Annotated in this window: 15 protein-coding genes and 1 pseudogene; 5 read left to right on the forward strand and 11 right to left on the reverse strand. The window is 52.0% G+C overall.

Features of this window, described 5'->3' with window-relative positions:
* Positions 1 to 240: 240 nt before the first annotated feature.
* Both proA and proB read right to left on the reverse strand, forming a co-directional pair.
* Positions 241 to 1,494 (reverse strand): glutamate-5-semialdehyde dehydrogenase, encoded by a 1,254-nt coding sequence (gene proA, locus SK33_RS18870; protein WP_003031370.1) that lies wholly within the window; start codon positions 1,492 to 1,494, stop codon positions 241 to 243.
* A gap of 11 nt (positions 1,495 to 1,505) precedes the next feature.
* On the reverse strand, positions 1,506 to 2,609 hold the full coding sequence (gene proB, locus SK33_RS18875; protein WP_003031373.1) for a glutamate 5-kinase: 1,104 nt from the start codon (positions 2,607 to 2,609) through the stop codon (positions 1,506 to 1,508).
* Positions 2,610 to 2,899: 290 nt separating this feature from the next.
* Between proB and phoE the strand changes: the two genes are divergently transcribed.
* Positions 2,900 to 3,955 carry a phosphoporin PhoE gene (gene phoE, locus SK33_RS18880; RefSeq protein ID WP_003031375.1) on the forward strand — a complete coding sequence of 352 codons (1,056 nt, stop codon included), beginning with the start codon at positions 2,900 to 2,902 and terminating at the stop codon, positions 3,953 to 3,955.
* Between the two features lie 55 nt (positions 3,956 to 4,010).
* On the opposite strand, the gene crl is transcribed toward phoE, so the two are convergent.
* The 3 genes from crl to gpt form a co-directional block, all read right to left on the reverse strand.
* The gene (crl, locus tag SK33_RS18885; RefSeq protein ID WP_003031376.1) at positions 4,011 to 4,412 is read right to left on the reverse strand and encodes a sigma factor-binding protein Crl; all 402 of its coding nucleotides are present in this window, start codon (positions 4,410 to 4,412) and stop codon (positions 4,011 to 4,013) included.
* 57 nt (positions 4,413 to 4,469) lie between these two features.
* Complete coding sequence (gene frsA, locus SK33_RS18890) at positions 4,470 to 5,714, reverse strand: esterase FrsA (RefSeq protein ID WP_003031378.1); 1,245 nt, start codon at positions 5,712 to 5,714, stop codon at positions 4,470 to 4,472.
* Between the two features lie 100 nt (positions 5,715 to 5,814).
* The gene (gpt, locus tag SK33_RS18895) at positions 5,815 to 6,273 is read right to left on the reverse strand and encodes a xanthine phosphoribosyltransferase (RefSeq protein WP_003031380.1); all 459 of its coding nucleotides are present in this window, start codon (positions 6,271 to 6,273) and stop codon (positions 5,815 to 5,817) included.
* 261 nt (positions 6,274 to 6,534) lie between these two features.
* Here gpt and pepD point away from each other — a divergent pair, with 261 nt between their 5' ends.
* Positions 6,535 to 7,992 carry a cytosol nonspecific dipeptidase gene (gene pepD, locus SK33_RS18900; protein ID WP_048219654.1) on the forward strand — a complete coding sequence of 486 codons (1,458 nt, stop codon included), beginning with the start codon at positions 6,535 to 6,537 and terminating at the stop codon, positions 7,990 to 7,992.
* 100 nt (positions 7,993 to 8,092) lie between these two features.
* Here pepD and dinB read toward each other — a convergent pair whose 3' ends face one another.
* From dinB to lafU, 3 genes are all read right to left on the reverse strand, one after another.
* On the reverse strand, positions 8,093 to 9,148 hold the full coding sequence (gene dinB, locus SK33_RS18905) for a DNA polymerase IV (RefSeq protein WP_016149619.1): 1,056 nt from the start codon (positions 9,146 to 9,148) through the stop codon (positions 8,093 to 8,095).
* A gap of 66 nt (positions 9,149 to 9,214) precedes the next feature.
* Complete coding sequence (locus SK33_RS18910; protein ID WP_048219656.1) at positions 9,215 to 9,856, reverse strand: hypothetical protein; 642 nt, start codon at positions 9,854 to 9,856, stop codon at positions 9,215 to 9,217.
* Between the two features lie 56 nt (positions 9,857 to 9,912).
* A complete protein-coding gene (lafU, locus tag SK33_RS18915) occupies positions 9,913 to 10,827 on the reverse strand; it encodes a putative lateral flagellar export/assembly protein LafU (protein WP_197090006.1) in 915 nt (304 codons plus the stop codon).
* Here lafU and SK33_RS18920 point away from each other — a divergent pair.
* Positions 10,739 to 12,457: pseudogene (locus tag SK33_RS18920) on the forward strand (flagellar biosynthesis protein FlhA); the annotation flags it as partial. The gene lafU and the pseudogene SK33_RS18920 overlap by 89 nt on opposite strands.
* Before the next feature lie 37 nt (positions 12,458 to 12,494).
* Here the strand turns inward: SK33_RS18920 and SK33_RS18925 are convergent.
* Entirely contained in the window at positions 12,495 to 13,256 is a 762-nt protein-coding gene (locus SK33_RS18925; RefSeq protein WP_048219657.1) for a C40 family peptidase, read from the reverse strand.
* Between the two features lie 348 nt (positions 13,257 to 13,604).
* Between SK33_RS18925 and dpaA the strand changes: the two genes are divergently transcribed.
* A complete protein-coding gene (dpaA, locus tag SK33_RS18930) occupies positions 13,605 to 14,345 on the forward strand; it encodes a peptidoglycan meso-diaminopimelic acid protein amidase (RefSeq protein WP_003843847.1) in 741 nt (246 codons plus the stop codon).
* On the opposite strand, the gene SK33_RS18935 is transcribed toward dpaA, so the two are convergent.
* Together SK33_RS18935 and lpcA are read right to left on the reverse strand one after the other, a co-directional pair.
* Positions 14,316 to 15,083, reverse strand: a complete 768-nt coding sequence (locus SK33_RS18935) for a class II glutamine amidotransferase (RefSeq protein WP_003031388.1) — start codon at positions 15,081 to 15,083, stop codon at positions 14,316 to 14,318. The genes dpaA and SK33_RS18935 overlap by 30 nt on opposite strands.
* A 111-nt stretch (positions 15,084 to 15,194) precedes the next feature.
* Positions 15,195 to 15,776, reverse strand: a complete 582-nt coding sequence (gene lpcA, locus SK33_RS18940) for a D-sedoheptulose 7-phosphate isomerase (RefSeq protein ID WP_003031390.1) — start codon at positions 15,774 to 15,776, stop codon at positions 15,195 to 15,197.
* Positions 15,777 to 16,015: 239 nt separating this feature from the next.
* Here lpcA and fadE point away from each other — a divergent pair, with 239 nt between their 5' ends.
* Complete coding sequence (fadE, locus tag SK33_RS18945) at positions 16,016 to 18,460, forward strand: acyl-CoA dehydrogenase FadE (RefSeq protein ID WP_003031392.1); 2,445 nt, start codon at positions 16,016 to 16,018, stop codon at positions 18,458 to 18,460.
* The last annotated feature ends 95 nt before the right edge of the window (positions 18,461 to 18,555 follow it).

Consider the following 18,555-nt stretch of genomic DNA (forward strand, 5'->3'; position numbering starts at 1 on the left):
TCTAATAGATCGGGCCATGGGAACAATACGTGAACTTAAGACCAGGAAAATTCATGCTGGCAGGGAAAATTCTGTGATACATCGCCTTTCTGGCACAGGGACGCATGGGTCAAAACCAGACTGATGATGTTAAAACGCAGGATAGAAAAATGTGGCAGTGGAGTGAAGGTTAGAATTAACAGGGCGATGCCTTAATAGCCTTGAAAATCAGAGTGCTATTATGGAATCGCCCGTTTTCAATTACGCACGGATCGTGTCGTCGCCGAAGCCAACCCATTTGTATGTAGTCAGTGCTTCCAGCCCCATTGGACCACGCGCGTGCAGTTTTTGCGTACTTACCGCCACTTCCGCACCCAGTCCAAACTGGCCGCCATCGGTAAAACGCGTAGAAGCGTTAACGTACACAGCGGAAGAATCGACTTCATTCACAAAACGATCGGCGTTGCGTAGCGTACGCGTCAGGATCGCATCGGAATGCTGGGTACCATGCTCGCGGATGTGGGCGATGGCATCATCCAGACTGGTGACGATTTTCACGTTCAAATCCAGCGACAGAAACTCGTCGTCATACTCTTCAGCTTTCACCGCAACCACATTAGCAGGTCCTGCCTTCAATGTAGCCAGCGCCATTTCGTCTCCGTGCAGAGTTACGCCGCTTTGTGCCATCTGCTGGCTCAATGCTGGCAGAAAACGCGCGGCGATATCCTGATGCACCAGCAGAGTTTCTACGGTGTTGCAGGTACTCGGACGCTGGGTTTTGGCATTGACGATAATCTTCAGGGCCGGGGCGATCTCCGCGGTATCATCAACATAGATATGACATACGCCAATGCCGCCGGTGATGACCGGGATAGTCGACTGCTCACGACACAGCTTGTGCAGGCCCGCGCCACCGCGAGGGATCAGCATATCGATGTACTTATCCATCCGTAGCATCTCAGCGACCAGTGCGCGGTCCGGGTTATCAATCGACTGTACGGCAGCCGCGGGTAAACCGCAGGCTTCCAGCGCCTTTTGGATAACCGCCACGGTGGCGGCGTTCGTCCGGTAGGTCTCTTTCCCACCGCGCAGGATCGCGGCATTGCCGGTTTTCAGGCACAGGGAGGCAACGTCAACGGTGACGTTTGGGCGCGCTTCATAAATTACGCCAATCACGCCCAGCGGGACGCGACGACGCTCCAGACGCAGACCGCTGTCCAGAAGCCCACCGTCAATCACCTGCCCGACCGGGTCGGCGAGATTACACACCTGGCGTACATCGTCAGCAATCGCTTTCAGACGCGCTGGCGTCAGAGCCAGGCGGTCGAGCATCGCATCGCTCAGGCCGTTGGCTCGCGCCTGCTCAACATCTTGTACGTTCGCGCTGAGGATGCTTTCGGTTTGCGCTTCCAGCTCATCAGCAATGGTTTCCAGTACGCGATTTTTTTCGCGACTGGAGAGCAGCGCCAGCTTATATGACGCGGCTTTGGCAGCAATGCCCATTTTTTCCAGCATATGCCTGTTCCTTAACGGGTGATCATGTCGTCACGATGGACAGCAACCGGGCCGTATTCGTAGCCCAGGATGGTGTCGATCTGTTGTGAGTGATGTCCGGCAATACGGCGCAGCGCATCGCTGTTATAGCGGGTGACGCCGTGGGCAATATCGCGCCCTTCGAGATTGCAGATGCGGATCACTTCACCACGAGAGAAGTTGCCTGTCACGCTTTTAATGCCTTTTGGCAGTAATGAGCTGCCGCGTTCCAGAATCGCTGCGGTAGCGCCCTCATCAACGGTAATTTCTCCGGCAGGCGGCGCGCCGAAGATCCAGCGTTTACGGTTCTCCAGTGGAGATGCCTGAGCATGAAAACGCGTCCCAACGGAAACGCCTTCCATCACGTCGCCAATCACGCCCGGTTTGCTGCCTGCGGCAATTATGGTATCGATCCCGGCGCGGCACGCGACATCGGCGGCCTGCAGTTTTGTTCCCATCCCGCCGGTTCCCAGACCCGAGACGCTGTCTCCGGCAATGGCGCGCAGCGCATCATCAATACCGTGCACGTCTTTGATCAGCTCCGCCTGCGGATTGGTGCGCGGATCGGCGGTGAACAGCCCCTGCTGATCGGTCAACAGCAACAGCTTATCGGCTCCAGCCAGAATTGCCGCCAGCGCTGAGAGGTTGTCGTTATCACCCACTTTAATCTCGGCGGTCGCTACGGCGTCATTCTCATTAATGACAGGAACGATGTTGTTATCCAGCAGCGCGCGCAGGGTATCACGGGCATTGAGGAAGCGCTCTCTGTCTTCCATATCCGCACGCGTCAGCAGCATCTGCCCGATATGAATACCGTAAATCGAGAAAAGCTGTTCCCATAGTTGAATCAGTCGGCTCTGCCCTACCGCTGCCAACAGCTGTTTCGAGGCTATCGTTGCCGGGAGTTCAGGGTAACCAAGATGCTCACGTCCGGCGGCAATCGCGCCTGAGGTAACAATAACAATACGATGCCCTGCGGCATGGAGCTGCGCGCACTGGCGAACCAGTTCTACGATGTGGGCGCGGTTCAGGCGGCGGGATCCGCCCGTTAACACACTGGTGCCAAGTTTTACCACCAGCGTCTGGCTGTCACTCATGATTCTCTGCCATTCAAAATTGGGGAAAATGATATCAAACGAACGTTTTAGCAGGACTGGCCCCGGTTGCCAACAACCAGCGCACAAAGCATGAAATTTTATTGCGCAGGATCAGCAAGCGTAGCGGCAGATTTTGACGCATTTATTACAGAAACAAAAAAACATCCTTTTTTAAAAATATTCTTACTTTGTCATAAAACGTTCATTGCCAGACGTTAAAAACCCTCCTGTCTTTTAACGGGGGATCACACCCAGTGAATATTAGCGCGTACTTTTAATCAGGAATGAAAATGAAAAAGAGCACTCTGGCATTAGTGGTGATGGGAATTGTTGCGTCGGCATCCGTACAGGCAGCGGAAGTGTATAACAAGAACGGTAATAAACTGGACTTATACGGCAAAGTAAAAGCCATGCATTACATGACGGATTATGACAGCAAAGATGGTGACCAAAGCTATATCCGTTTAGGTTTTAAAGGCGAAACGCAAATTAACGATCAACTGACCGGTTATGGTCGTTGGGAGGCTGAATTCGCCGGCAATAAAGCTGAAAGCGATTCTAACCAACAAAAAACACGTCTGGCCTTCGCCGGTGTGAAATTAAAAGATTTTGGCTCGTTTGATTATGGTCGTAACCTGGGTGCGCTGTATGACGTGGAAGCATGGACCGATATGTTCCCGGAATTCGGCGGCGACTCCTCCGCACAGACCGATAACTTTATGACCAAACGTGCCAGCGGCCTGGCAACTTACCGTAACACCGACTTCTTCGGCGTCGTGGATGGCCTGGATCTGACCCTGCAATATCAGGGTAAAAACCAGGACCGCGATGTGAAAAAACAGAATGGCGACGGTTTTGGTACTTCCGTTACCTATGACTTTGGCGGCAGCGATTTTGCGGTGAGCGGCGCTTATACCAACTCCGATCGTACTAACCAGCAGAATCTGCAAACTCGCGGTACAGGCGATAAAGCAGAAGCCTGGGCAACTGGCTTAAAATATGATGCTAACGATATTTATATTGCAACGTTCTATTCTGAAACGCGCAATATGACGCCAATTTCCGGTGGCTTTGCTAATAAAACACAGAACTTCGAAGCGGTCGTTCAGTACCAGTTTGACTTTGGTCTGCGTCCGTCACTGGGTTATGTGCTGTCTAAAGGGAAAGATATTGAAGGCGTCGGCAATGAGGATCTGGTGAATTATATTGATCTCGGCGCAACGTACTATTTCAACAAAAATATGTCCGCGTTTGTCGATTATAAAATCAACCAGCTCGATAGCGATAATAAGCTGGGCATCAACGATGATAATATCGTTGCAGTCGGTATGGTCTACCAGTTTTGATATAGCATAAAAAAGCCGGATGGGGTTGCGCCGCCATCCGGCTTTTCACTGTTCATTATGCCGTTAACTTAACCGGTTCATCCTTAAAGTCGTCAGCAGGTTCCAGCGCCAGATTCAGCGTCGTTAACAAGCCAAGTAATTTTTCATGGAATTCACGTAAGGTGTATTCCAGTCGCTCTACCACTTCAGTCTCTTTCACCGGCACCGCAGTCCAGTTACCGTCTTTATCAAACAAACCAAACTGATAACTATACGTGAAGCGTTTTTCCTGCGCCTCCAGTTCCATCCACCAGCCCCAGAACTCGCGTTTCTCAGGGGCGGGTTTCACGTTGACGCAAACAGCCAGACAATCGAAAAAAAATCGATTATCTTCGCACTGCCCTTCCCGGATGTACGGGCCAAGCGCGGTGAATTTCTTGATCAATCTACTTTTCGGATGCCCACTCGGTAACGTCATTACGATCTCCTTAGGTGAAGCACCTGTTTTACCAAATCGATAAAATTTAGCAAACTTTTAACACAATCTCTGATTGATCCAACTGGTTATTTCCTGCAACCCTTTGTCAAAATTGCGATACACCGGATTGAAGGGAATCTCCAGTAGCTTACCGTCTGAGGATGAAGATGTGATTAAACGTGACTCTTCTTCCGGGCTAAACGGGTCGTTCTTCCAGAACCCCGAAAGCATTGGCGTCGGGCAGCGTCGCCCCAGCAGGCCCTGCACTTTTAATGAATAGCGATTAAGCTCAACGCGCAGCGCTTCATCGGAGGCGTCATGCATCCCCAGGCGGCTAGCAAGTACATCAAGATACATTTCCGGGACGCTCGCCTGACGTTGCGGGTCACTGAGCAGCGCATGAACCACTGGTCCCAGACAGGCCACCGCCTTCAGGCGTGATGATTCCAGATATGCCAGACGTACCGCTACGTTAGCGCCAAAGCGGAAACCAAAGGCCGCCACGCGAGTGTGATCCACCCAGGGAACATTAGGCAGCGCTTTTAATACATGCTGATGCAGCAGGCTGGAATCCTGAGTCAGTTTCCATTTTGATGAGAACCCAACCGACGGCATATCCAGCGTCAGCATGGCAATGCCACGTGGAGCAAAGTAGCGCTCATACAGACTGTAATAATCCGTTTGCATGGAATCGAGGCCACCGCACATCAGCACCGTCGGGAACGGACCGTCGCCTTTTGGCATATGCAGGAATCCAGTGATTGGCGCGCCGCCGGTAACGGCAAATTCCATCTCGCGCAATGTCCCCGGCAGTCGCTGCGCGGCCTCTTCATAGGCGCGATTGGCCAAAGCCTGTGCCTGTTCTGCCAGCTCATCGCCTTTCAGGTGTGGGTAAGCGGCAATGTTGTACAACGTAGACGCATGCAGCCAGTGGCGTCCGCTCACCTGCGGATCCTCTTCCATAGACGCTTTCTGTTGCCAGTCCATCGCCTGCTTCGCCCACTCATAGATCCAGTTCCCACCGCGATAGCCGATAACCGTATCGTAGAGTTCTTTATCCGTACGCTCGGCTTCGCTCATCACGATACGTGCCTGCACCTCAAGGATTTCACGCGGGTCGACGCCACGCCAGATCCACATCAGACGATTCACCATGCGATACCAGTGGGGAATGGTTTTACCATCCAGGGCAGATTGTACGGACGGCTGCGCGCCGTGATTAAAACGACGAACCAGCGTTGACGTTTCAGGGTGTTTGAAGCGGGGTTTAAACAGGACTTCGCTGAGGTTAGCCTGTGACATGATTGCAGCCTCCATGAGTACTCACTAAGGCATAGTGTAACCTGACACTGCACAAAAAGAACAACGCCCGGCAGTTGCCAGGCGTTGAAAACTTTTTAGATTAGCGACCAGAGATCGGCGGGACGAACACCACGCCCATATCCCACGGCTGTTCAATCCAGGTATCCTGAGGGATATCAACAACATAATCATTCACCAGCGGACGGCCTGCCGGCTTAGCGAAGATAGTAACGAAATGCGCTTTAGGATACATTTCGCGGATCGCAACGGCGGTACCACCGGTGTCAACCAGGTCATCGATTACGATGAAACCTTCACCGTCGCCTTCGGCACGTTTCAGCACTTTCAGTTCGCGCTGGTTGTCGTGATCGTAGCTGGAGATGCATACGGTATCGACATGACGAATACCCAATTCACGCGCCAGCAATGCGCCCGGTACCAGACCACCACGGCTAACGGCAATAATGCCTTTCCATTGTTCAGAAGGCATCAGGCGGCTTGCCAGTTTACGTGCATGGATCTGCAACATGTCCCAGGTGACGACGTATTTTTCGCTCATGTGAAGTGTCCCAGCCTGTTTATCTACGGCTTAAAAAGTGTTCGAGGGGGAAATAGGTTGCGCGAGATTATAGAGATCTGACGCACTAAAAACCAGTGTTTCGCGGAATCCGCGCCTCTTTTTGCATGCTTTATGCTAGCCGTCAGCGGAGAAAGTGGTATTCTCAATCGCATCGCGCAAGCCTGACTTGTGATGTTTTTAATTCTGCTAACCCCGTGGCCTGCAAGCAAGTTTTGTAGGACATCGCCAAGGAGACTCAACGTGTCTGAACTGTCTCAATTATCCCCGCAACCGCTATGGGATATTTTTGCCAAAATCTGTTCTATTCCTCATCCGTCCTATCATGAAGAGCAGCTCGCTGAACACATTCTGAGCTGGGCCCAGGAAAAAGGTTTCCACGTCGAGCGCGATCAAGTCGGTAATATCCTGATTCGCAAACCCGCTACCGCAGGCATGGAAAACCGTAAACCGGTCGTTCTGCAAGCGCACCTGGATATGGTCCCGCAGAAAAACAACGACACCGTACACGACTTCACTAAAGATCCTATCCAGCCTTATATTGACGGCGAATGGGTAAAAGCCCGTGGCACCACGCTGGGTGCGGATAACGGCATCGGTATGGCGTCTGCGCTGGCCGTTCTGGCTGATGACAACGTGGTACACGGCCCGTTAGAAGTCCTGCTCACCATGACCGAAGAAGCGGGTATGGATGGCGCGTTTGGTCTGCAGGCTAACTGGCTGCAGGCAGATATTCTGATCAACACCGACTCTGAAGAAGAAGGTGAGATCTACATGGGTTGCGCAGGCGGTATCGACTTTACCTCTAACCTGCCGCTGTCCCGTGAAGCAATCCCGGCTGGCTTCCAGAGCTTTAAGCTGACGTTGAAAGGCCTGAAAGGCGGCCACTCCGGCGGTGAAATCCACGTGGGTCTTGGTAACGCCAACAAGCTGCTGGTCCGCTTCCTGGCGGGTCACGCCCAAGAGCTGGATCTGCGTCTGGTTGATTTCAACGGCGGTACGCTGCGCAACGCGATTCCGCGTGAAGCCTTTGCTACCCTCGCCGTAGCTGCAGATAAAGTTGATGCGTTAAAAGCGCTGGTCGGCACCTACCAGGAAATCCTGAAAAACGAACTGGAAGCCAAAGAGAAGAACCTGGCTCTGCTGCTGGATGCCGTTACTCAAGACAAAGCCGCGCTGACCGCTGAGTCTCGTGACAGCTTTGTGCGTCTGCTGAACGCCACCCCGAACGGTGTTATCCGCAACTCCGACGTCGCCAAAGGCGTGGTAGAAACTTCCCTGAACGTCGGCGTTGTAACCATGACTGACGACAACGTTGAAATTCACTGCCTCATCCGTTCTCTGATCGACAGCGGTAAAGACTACGTGGTGAGCATGCTGGATTCACTGGGTAAACTGGCTGGCGCGAAAACCCAGGCAAAAGGCGGATACCCAGGCTGGCAGCCGGATGCCAACTCTCCGGTTATGCACCTGGTTCGTGAAACCTATCAGCGTCTGTTCAACAAAACGCCGAACATCCAGATTATCCACGCCGGTCTGGAATGTGGTCTGTTCAAGAAACCGTATCCAGATATGGACATGGTTTCCATCGGGCCAACCATCACCGGTCCGCATTCTCCGGATGAGCAGGTTCATATTGAAAGCGTCGGCCACTACTGGACGCTTCTGACTGAACTGCTGAAGTCTATTCCGGCGAAGTAAGTCTGCGCTAAACGCCGGATGGCGCGGTGCTTATCCGGCCTACATGCTGATTTGTAGGCCGGATATAGTTTTTACGCAGCCATCCGGCAATACATCAACATCACAGCCCCAACAGTAGTTGCCTTTCCAGCTGTGGATCCAACAGCGTGACGTGTAATCCCACCAGCCTTACGCCCCGCCCTCCCCGACGTTCATTCCAGGTTTTGCGCGCCGTCGCAATTAAGTCATCTTTACTTAAGCGCGGCCAGACGTGCTCCTGAGTGGTTTGCTGAAAATCATTAAACTTGAGTTTTACTCCCTGCCGGGCGATCAACAGATCCGGTTTTACCTTGGCCAGACGTCGTTCCAGTTCGGGATATAGCCGCTCAATAATCTCCTCACATTCAGCCCACTCATGAATATCTTCTGCCAAAGTACGCTCGACGCCGACTGATTTGCGCAGTCTGTCATTGTTGACGTCGCGCTCATCAATGCCCTGGCTACGTTCCCACAACACGCGACCAAACTTACCAAAACGTTTGAGCAACATGGCCAGGTCGTATTTCTGAACATCCTCGCAGGTTCGCAACCCCATCGCTTCCAGCTTAGCGGCAGAGACTTTGCCAACGCCGGGAATTTTGCCTAACGGTAATGTTCTGAGAAATTCAGGAACATCGGCAGGGGTAATCACATATTGCCCATTGGGTTTGTTGAGATCGGAGGCTATTTTTGCCAGAAATTTGACCGGCGCAATTCCGGCAGAGGCGGTTAACTGTAGCTCGGCAAAAATTGTCTGGCGGATCTCCTGAGCGATCAGCGTAGCTGAGCCATGGCAGTGAGTGCTGTCAGTCACATCCAGATAGGCTTCATCCAGCGAAAGCGGTTCTATCAGCGAGGTATAGCGGGAGAAAATAGCCTGAATCTGGCGGGAGGCTTCTTTATAGGCCTCGTAACGACCAGGTAATAACGTGAGATGCGGGCACAGTTTTAACGCCATTCCGGTCGGCATTGCGCTACGCACACCAAATTTGCGCGCCGGGTAATTGGCCGTGCTGATGACTCCCCGACGTTCACGACTGCCGCCAATAGCAATGGGAATATCACGCAAGGCGGGGTTGTCGCGCATTTCCACCGCCGCGAAAAAGCAGTCCATATCGACATGTATGATTTTGCGCATCGCTCGCCTCCCACAATACTGTTTAAGTATACAGTATTTTTATGTTGTGAGAAGTCTGTTTATACCTTAGGCCGGACCATTCATGACGAAGCGTGCATCGCACAGGTAACGCACGATGTCCGTGATCTTATGTTCTGCGGGATTACCCGCCGTACTGACAAAAAGCTTATTCACTTTGCGAATCTTTGCCCGCAGCAGTTTTTCGATCGTCATCAGGCGAAATGCATCATTTTCCACGCAGAAAAGCTCATAGTCGCCCAGACGCTCTCCACAAATTTCACAATGATTCATCCAGTAACGTAGCCCGGTAGTTTTACTTTTATCCAGATAGTAATTGCTGGCTTTGATGTTCTTTTGTATCTCTTCAGGCAGAGAATTAATGTGGAACAGAAAGGTATTCCGTCGAATAGATTGCCAGCCTTTGCCATCCTGATCTTTTCTGATAAAGCGGGTAAACATCACCCCGTGAATATGGATGAGCTGGTGGCAGCTCCAGCAGTGCATCTTCGAGGTAATCACCAGATAGTACGGCGCAACGATGTTAAAACTGTCGGTGTTGTAGACATAGTCACGAAGCCCCTCATTTAACACATGAGGCTCGGTGTACCAGATACCTGAAACCGGGTCGAAATGCGCGCCCTGACAAGCCCCATCAGTGACGTTATCAGTATGAATATCCAATGGAATAATATGGGTTACATCTATCACATTACCTTCCTGAGGGATAATTTGCCCCCACGTTGCGTGGGGGGCGGAAAACAGAATTAATGAGTGACGGGAACAGAGGGCTGACGTAAAGAGGCCACCTGCTTTTGTTTGTCCAGCTTATCAACCAGTGGCTGAACCACTTTCTCGCCGTGCTGACCAAAATATTGATACAGCGTATCGGAAGCACTTTGCGTTAACACCATGATCTCAATACGGCGGTTGCCTGCGCTTTCCGGGTTTTTGGCATCCAGCAGCATTTGGTCCGCCATGGCGCTAACCTGCATGACTTTATCCTGCGGCATGCCGGCATCTTCCAGCACGCGTCGTGCTGACAAAGCACGGTCGCCGGAGAGGTTCCAGTTGTTGTAAATGTTGCTCTTATAGCTCATCGCATCCGTATGTCCGGTAATGATGAGCTTGTTGTCCAGCGAGTCAAACACGGGGGTCAGCTCAACCAGCAGCGATTTAAAGAACGGCATAATTTTGGCGCTGCCGCGTTCAAACATATTCCGGTTCTGGTCATCTTTAATCAGTACGCGCAACCCCTGAGGAACAATCTCCATCTCGAGGTTGGTTTCCATATGTGCGTTGCGGGCAATGACGTTAATATCGGTCGCCAGCTCGCCCAATTCACGCGCTGATTTTTGCTTCAGCAACACCGCTTTTTCATTTACATCCAGCGCTTTTTTGGCGTTATCTTCTGTGATCTTCGCCGTCTCTTGCGGGGTAACCGTTTTATCCAACTTGTTGCGCGTGACGTTTTTCTTCTGCGCACCCGGCGCTATCGGCTGCTTGCCCAGCTTGTTTAAAGGTGCCATACCGCCACCGTTAAAGATTGACTGGCCGTGCAGCGCCGCCACAATATTTTCTCGGTCAGCCTTGCTGACGCTGTTCACAATTAACTTTATCGTGGTGACCAAAGGTGCGGAGCGTATCTCCGAAGTTTCTGCCCGCTTTACGCTGGACGCCATGCCCGGTAAGCAGATGGCGATCGACGCCGATCTGAACGCAGGACTGATTAATCAGGCGCAGGCGCAAGCGCGACGTAAAGACGTAGCGGGCGAAGCGGATTTCTATGGCGCGATGGATGGTGCGTCAAAGTTCGTGCGCGGCGATGCCATCGCCGGGATGATGATCCTGGCTATCAACCTGATCGGCGGCGTCTGTATCGGGATCTTTAAATACGATTTAAGCGCCGAAGCCGCCTTCCAGCAATACGTACTGATGACCATCGGTGACGGCCTGGTCGCCCAGATCCCTTCTCTGCTGTTGTCGACAGCAGCAGCGATCATCGTCACCCGCGTAAGCGACAGCGGCGATATTGCCACGGACGTACGTAGCCAACTGCTGGCCAGCCCCTCCGTGCTGTATACCGCCACCAGCATTATGTTTGTGCTGGCAGTGGTGCCGGGGATGCCGCATTTCCCCTTCCTGATTTTCAGCGCCCTGCTGGGATTCACCGCCTGGCGCATGAGCAAGCGACCGAAGGTGGCTGAGACCGAAGAGAAAAATCTCGAAACGCTGACCAAAACCATCGCTGAAACCACCGAGCAGCAGGTCAGTTGGGAAACTATCCCCTTAATAGAACCTATCAGCCTGAGCCTGGGATATAAGCTGGTGTCGTTGGTCGATAAATCCAAAGGGAATCCGCTCACTCAACGCATTCGCGGCGTGCGACAGGTGATCTCAGACACGAACGGCGTACTGCTGCCGGAAATTCGCATCCGCGAAAACTTCCGCCTTAAACCGACCCAGTACGCCATTTTTATCAATGGGATCAAGGCCGATGAAGCCGATATTCCCGCAGATAAGCTGATGGCGCTGCCCTCCAGTGAAACCTATGGCGAGATCGACGGTGTTTTAGGCCACGATCCAGCCTATGGTATGCCGGTCACCTGGATTGTTCCGGCGCAAAAAGCTAAAGCGTTAAATATGGGGTACCAGGTTATTGATAGTGCCAGCGTCATTGCGACGCATGTGAATAAGATCATTCGTAACTATATTCCAGAGCTGTTTAATTACGATGACATTACGCAGTTGCATAACCGCCTCTCTTCTATGGCGCCGCGTCTGGCGGAAGATTTGAGCGCAGCGCTGAATTACAGCCAGCTCTTGAAAGTGTACCGGGCGCTGCTTATCGAAGGTGTGTCATTGCGCGATATCGTCACCATAGCCACCGTACTTGTCGCCAGTAGCACCGTGACCAAAGATCATATTTTGTTAACGGCGGATGTGCGTCTGGCGCTCCGTCGCAGCATTACCCACCCGTTTGTGCGCAAAGATGAGCTGGCCGTATATACGCTGAACAGTGAACTGGAGAATCTGCTGGCGAATGTGGTGAATCAGGCTCAGCAAAGTGGAAAAGTGGTGCTGGATAGCGTGCCGGTCGATCCCAATATGCTGAATCAGTTTCAGACCAATATGCCGCAGATAAAAGAACAGATGAAAGCGGCGGGGAAAGAGCCTGTGCTGCTGGTCGCGCCGCAGTTACGTCCTTTGCTCGCGCGCTATGCGCGCCTGTTTGCCCCGGGCCTACAGGTGTTGTCTTATAACGAAGTTCCGGATGAACTGGAATTAAAGATCATGGGGGCGTTAAGTTAACGCCTGCCGAGGCGGTGTCATTACACCGCCTTTTTGATTACAGAATCGTATTTTCCGTAAGAATACGACGAGCGCCTAGATAATGATCCTGCCAGAAGTCATCGGATAAATTGCTCACCCGAATTGTTTCTCCTGTCCGTGGTGATTCAATAAATTGTCCCTGCCCCAAATAGACGCCCATATGATCGGCAATATCCCGGCTGTGAATATGAAAGAACACTAAATCACCACGGCGAAGATCGCGGTTAGCGACAATAGTAGCCCGTCGATAGTGATACATTTCATTCGCTGTCCGGGGCAATTTTGCCGCCAGGATTTTGTTGTAGGCATAAAAAATCAGCCCGCTACAGTCAAACCCTTCATCCGGATCGGTACCGCCCCACAAATAAGGTTTACCGAGCTGTTGCTCAAGTCGGTGGATGGCCACTTCAGTGATATTGTGTAGATGATCGCTACTAAGAAAATGATCATTCTCAGCCAGTTCCTGCCAGCGATGGTCGCTGGCTTTTAGTGGGCCAGGGAACCACTCCGGGTGCTGTTTAATCAGCGCCCGGTTCTGCTGGCGCAGCGCGCTTTTACTTTCTGCGTTGCCTTCCACCACGTAGCTTGCCTGCTTTTTTACCTGTGCGTGATACTGCTTCAGCAGCCGGGCACGATTACGCATGCGAATTTGCGCCGCATAGCTTACATGGGCGTCAGATAAGAGGGGCTGAACTTTGGCGACAGACGGTGAGGACAATACAACACACAAAGACAGCAGACCCGGCAAAAAGCGTCGGGGTGCAGAGACAAAAGACATGAAAACAAAAATACCTAATCAAACACGTTCCGCGCAGTCTACCGCTATTACCGGGTATTCCATTTTAATATTTGATTATTAAAGTATTAATTTTTTAAATTCAATACATTAGGAATTTTGCACTAATAGGGCTCAATGACGGTCGCTCACCCGCAAAATACGCCAGTGTCTGACAGACTTTAAGCACAATTATCCGTATAAAGAAAATCTAAAGTGTAAACGCAGCAAGAGAGACTTGCGAAAAACTCTCTGGGTGATAATGTGAGCGCTCCAGATCCAGATTTATCCGATTTGGGGACTCTTTTGCCGTCCTGGCGTGTGTGATCGTTTTATCAAGGAATAAGCAGTATGCGTAAAATCGCATTTTTTCTTGCGATGCTTTTATTGCCGTGCGTTTCATTTGCCGGTTTGCTGAGCAGCAGCAGCCCGACTACGCCTGTCAGCAAAGAATATAAGCAGCAATTAATGGGCTCCCCCGTTTATATCCAGATCTTCAAAGAAGAGCGAACGTTGGATCTGTACGTCAAGATGGGCGAACAGTATCAATTGCTCGACAGTTATAAGATCTGTAATTATTCCGGTGGCTTAGGGCCGAAACAGCGTCAGGGTGATTTCAAAAGTCCGGAAGGATTTTACAGCGTTCAGCGTGGACAGCTGAAACCGGATAGCCGCTTCTATAAAGCGATTAACATTGGTTTCCCTAATGCCTACGATCGCGCCCACGGTTATGAAGGTAAATACCTGATGATCCACGGCGCATGCGTTTCCGTCGGCTGCTATGCGATGACCGACAACGGCATTGATGAGATTTTCCAGTTTGTCACCGGCGCGTTGGTGTTCGGGCAGTCCAGCGTACAGGTTAGCATTTACCCGTTCCGCATGACCGATGCCAACATGCAGCGCCATAAGTTCTCGTATTACAAAGAGTTCTGGTCGCAGCTAAAACCGGGATACGATTACTTCGAACAAACGCGTAAGCCACCGACCGTTTCCGTCGTCGATGGCCGTTACGTTATCAGCAAGCCGTTGAGTCACGAAGTGGTTCAGCCGCAACTGGCATCAAACTACGCGCTCCCCGAGACAAAATAATGCCCACTCGCCTGGCATAATCTTTTGCCAGGTTTCATTGCCGGTTAACGGTTGAGTGGCAATCACGGTGACCACATCATTGGGTGTGGTCTCTGAGCTAAAATCAATCTCCACATCCTGATCCAGCAATGTCGCCACGCCAAACGGCGCACGCCGCGTGATCCAAAACAAATTGGTCGAGCAGAAGGCCATCACATAACGTCCGTCAGACAACAGCATGTTGAAGACGCCCTTCTCCCGCAGTTCTCCTGCCAGCATCGCGATATATTTAAACACCGCCGTCATATTGCCAGGCGTGCGCGGATAACGCTCCGTCAGCTTGTGGAGCAGCCAGCAGAAGGCTTTTTCGCTGTCGGTTTCACCGACCGGGCGGAAATTACCGGTCTCCAGTGATTTATAACCGCTGAGTTGCCCGTTATGGGCATACGTCCAGTTACGTCCCCATAGTTCACGGGTAAATGGATGGGTATTTTCCAGCGCTACTTCTCCACGATTCGCCTGACGAATATGGGCAATCACGGAACAGGATTTGATGGGATAGTCTTGTACCAGTTTGGCGATAGGCGAATTAAAGCTGGGTTGCGGATCTTTAAACGTACGGCAGCCCTTACCTTCATAAAACGTAATACCCCAGCCGTCTTTGTGCGGCCCGGTACCTCCGCCGCGCTGGACCAGCCCGGTGAAGCTAAAGCAGATATCGGTTGGCACATTGGCGCTCATCCCGAGCAGTTCGCACATACATCACCTACCTTAAAACCGTGAACTGCCTGATGGCGCTGCGCTTATCAGGCCTACGTGGCGCTCATGTAGGCCGGATACGGCTTCAGCCACCATCCGGCAATCGTCTTCTTATGGTTTAACCATCTCTTTTTCGATCAACTGGATCAGGATATGAATCACTTTGATATGAATTTCCTGAATACGATCAGCGTAGCCAAAGTGCGGCACGCGAATTTCGATATCCGCGCTGCCCGCCATTTTGCCGCCATCTTTACCGGTCAGGGTGATAACTTTCATCCCTTTCTCACGCGCTGCGGCAATCGCTTTAATTACGTTACCGGAATTACCCGAAGTCGAGATGCCTAACAGGACATCTCCCTCACGACCCACGGCTTCTACGTAGCGAGAGAACACATAATCGTAACCGAAATCGTTGCTGACGCAGGAGATATGGCTGACGTCAGAGATAGCGATAGCAGGGTAACCAGGACGGTTTTCACGATAGCGTCCGGTCAGCTCTTCGGCAAAGTGCATCGCGTCGCAATGGGAACCGCCGTTACCGCAAGAAAGTACCTTACCGCCGGCTTTAAAGCTGTCTGCCAACAGGACCGCCGCGCGCTGAATGGCGTGAATATTGGCGTCATCTTTAAGAAAATTAGCCAGCGTTTCCGCCGCTTCGCTCAGTTCGTTACGAATAAGATCCTGGTACATGAGGATATCCTTCAGCATGAATGTAAATGACAAGGTGCAGTGTACCGGATAGCGCTACCAGCGAGAAGTACAAGCCACAGGAATGGCTACGGCTTTTGATTTTTTGTGCCGGTTAAAACAGCAACAATGTGAGCTTTGTTGTAATTATTTTGTAAACGCATTGCTAAAAGAATTTACATCCACTACAACCATATCATCACAAGTGGTCAGACCTCCTACAAGCAAGGGAGCTTTTCGTTATGATGATTTTGAGTATTATCGCTACGGTTGTTCTGCTCAGCGTTCTGTTTTATCACCGCGTGAGCTTATTCCTCAGCAGCTTAATTTTGCTCGCCTGGACGGCCGCGCTTGGCGTGGCTGGCCTGTGGTCAGTCTGGCTGCTGGTTCCTCTGGCCATTATTCTCGTACCGTTTAACTTTACGCCGATGCGCAAATCTATGATCTCTGCACCGGTGTTCCGCGGTTTCCGTAAAGTCATGCCGCCGATGTCGCGTACTGAGAAAGAAGCGATTGATGCCGGTACGACCTGGTGGGAAGGTGACCTGTTCCAGGGCAAGCCTGACTGGAAAAAACTGCATAACTATCCTCAGCCGCATCTGACTGCTGAAGAGCAAGCGTTTATTGATGGTCCAGTGGAAGAAGCGTGCCGCATGGCGAACGACTTTCAGATCACTCACGAACTCGCGGATCTGCCTCCGGAACTGTGGGCATATCTGAAAGAACACCGCTTCTTCGCGATGATCATTAAGAAAGAGTACGGCGGGCTGGAATTCTCAGCATATGCTCAGGCTCGCGTTCTACAGAAACTCTCCGGCGTTTCCGGGATCCTGGCGATCACCGTTGGCGTGCCTAACTCATTAGGCCCAGGCGAACTGCTGCAACATTACGGCACCGAAGAGCAGAAAAATCATTATCTGCCACGTCTGGCTCGCGGTCAGGAGATCCCATGCTTTGCTCTGACCAGCCCGGAAGCCGGCTCCGACGCAGGCGCGATCCCTGATACCGGCGTGGTTTGTATGGGCGACTGGCAGGGCCAGCAGGTGCTGGGTATGCGCCTGACCTGGAACAAACGCTATATCACGCTGGCGCCTATCGCTACCGTGCTGGGTCTGGCATTTAAACTCTCCGACCCGGAAAAACTGCTGGGTGGCGAAGAAGATCTTGGCATTACCTGTGCGCTGATCCCAACCTCAACGCCAGGTGTACAAATTGGGCGTCGTCACTTCCCGCTGAACGTGCCGTTCCAGAACGGTCCAACACTGGGCAAAGATGTGTTTGTACCAATTGATTACATCATCGGTGGTCCGAAAATGGCCGGTCAGGGCTGGCGCATGCTGGTGGAATGCCTGTCTGTGGGACGTGGTATTACCCTGCCATCTAACTCGACGGGCGGCGTGAAATCGGTCGCGATGGCCACCGGCGCGTATGCGCACATTCGTCGCCAGTTCAAAATCTCTATCGGCAAGATGGAAGGTATTGAAGAGCCGTTGGCACGTATTGCCGGTAACGCCTACGTGATGGACGCTGCAGCATCACTGATTACCTACGGCATTATGCTGGGTGAAAAACCGGCGGTGTTGTCGGCCATCGTGAAATATCACTGCACCCACCGCGGACAGCAGTCAATCATCGATGCGATGGATATCACTGGCGGTAAAGGCATTATGCTTGGCGAAAGCAACTTCCTCGCCCGTGCTTATCAAGGTGCGCCAATCGCTATTACCGTTGAAGGTGCCAACATTCTGACCCGTAGCATGATGATCTTCGGTCAGGGTGCGATTCGCTGCCATCCGTATGTTCTGGAAGAGATGGCTGCGGCACAGAGTAACGATGTGAATGCGTTCGACAAGCTGCTGTTCAAACACATCGGTCACGTCGGCAGTAACAAAGTGCGTAGCTTCTGGCTTGGCCTGACGCGTGGTTTAACCAGCAGCACGCCAACTGGCGATGCGACCAAACGTTACTACCAGCACCTGAACCGTCTGAGCGCCAACCTGGCCCTGCTTTCAGATGTGTCGATGGCTGTACTGGGCGGTAGTCTGAAGCGTCGTGAACGTATCTCCGCACGTCTGGGCGATGTGTTAAGTCAGCTGTATCTGGCCTCCGCGGTGCTGAAGCGTTATGACGACGAAGGCCGTCATGAAGCGGACCTGCCGTTGGTTCACTGGGGCGTTCAGGATGCGTTGTACAAAGCGGAACAGGCGATGGACGATCTGCTGAAGAACTTCCCGAACCGTCTGGTCGCGGGCTTGCTGAATGTGGTTATCTTCCCTACCGGTCGCCACTACCATGCACCGTCTGACAAATTGGATCATAAAGTCGCGAAGATTTTGCAGGTTCCGAGCGCTACTCGTTCTCGTATTGGTCGCGGTCAATATCTGACGCCAAGCGAGCATAACCCGGTTGGTTTGCTGGAAGAGGCGCTGCTGGACGTGATTGCAGCCGACCCAATCCACCAGCGGATCTGTAAAGAGTTGGGTAAAAACCTGCCATTTACCCGTCTCGACGAACTGGCGCACAATGCGCTGGCGAAAGGGCTGATTGATAAAGATGAAGCCGCGATTCTGGTGAAAGCCGAAGCGAGCCGCCTGCGCAGTATCAACGTGGATGACTTTGAACCCGAGGAGCTGGCGACTCAGCCGGTAAAGCTGCCAGAGAAAGTGCGTAAAGTCGAAGCCGCATAACGACACTCGCACGACGTTTAGCCCCGCTTAATGCGGGGCTTTTTATTGCCACATTTTCATTAATGCTCATGCTACAGTGTCAAAATGTTGTTCAA

Origin of the sequence: Citrobacter sp. MGH103 (assembly GCF_001034475.2) — a bacterium.
Lineage (GTDB): Bacteria > Pseudomonadota > Gammaproteobacteria > Enterobacterales > Enterobacteriaceae > Citrobacter > Citrobacter freundii.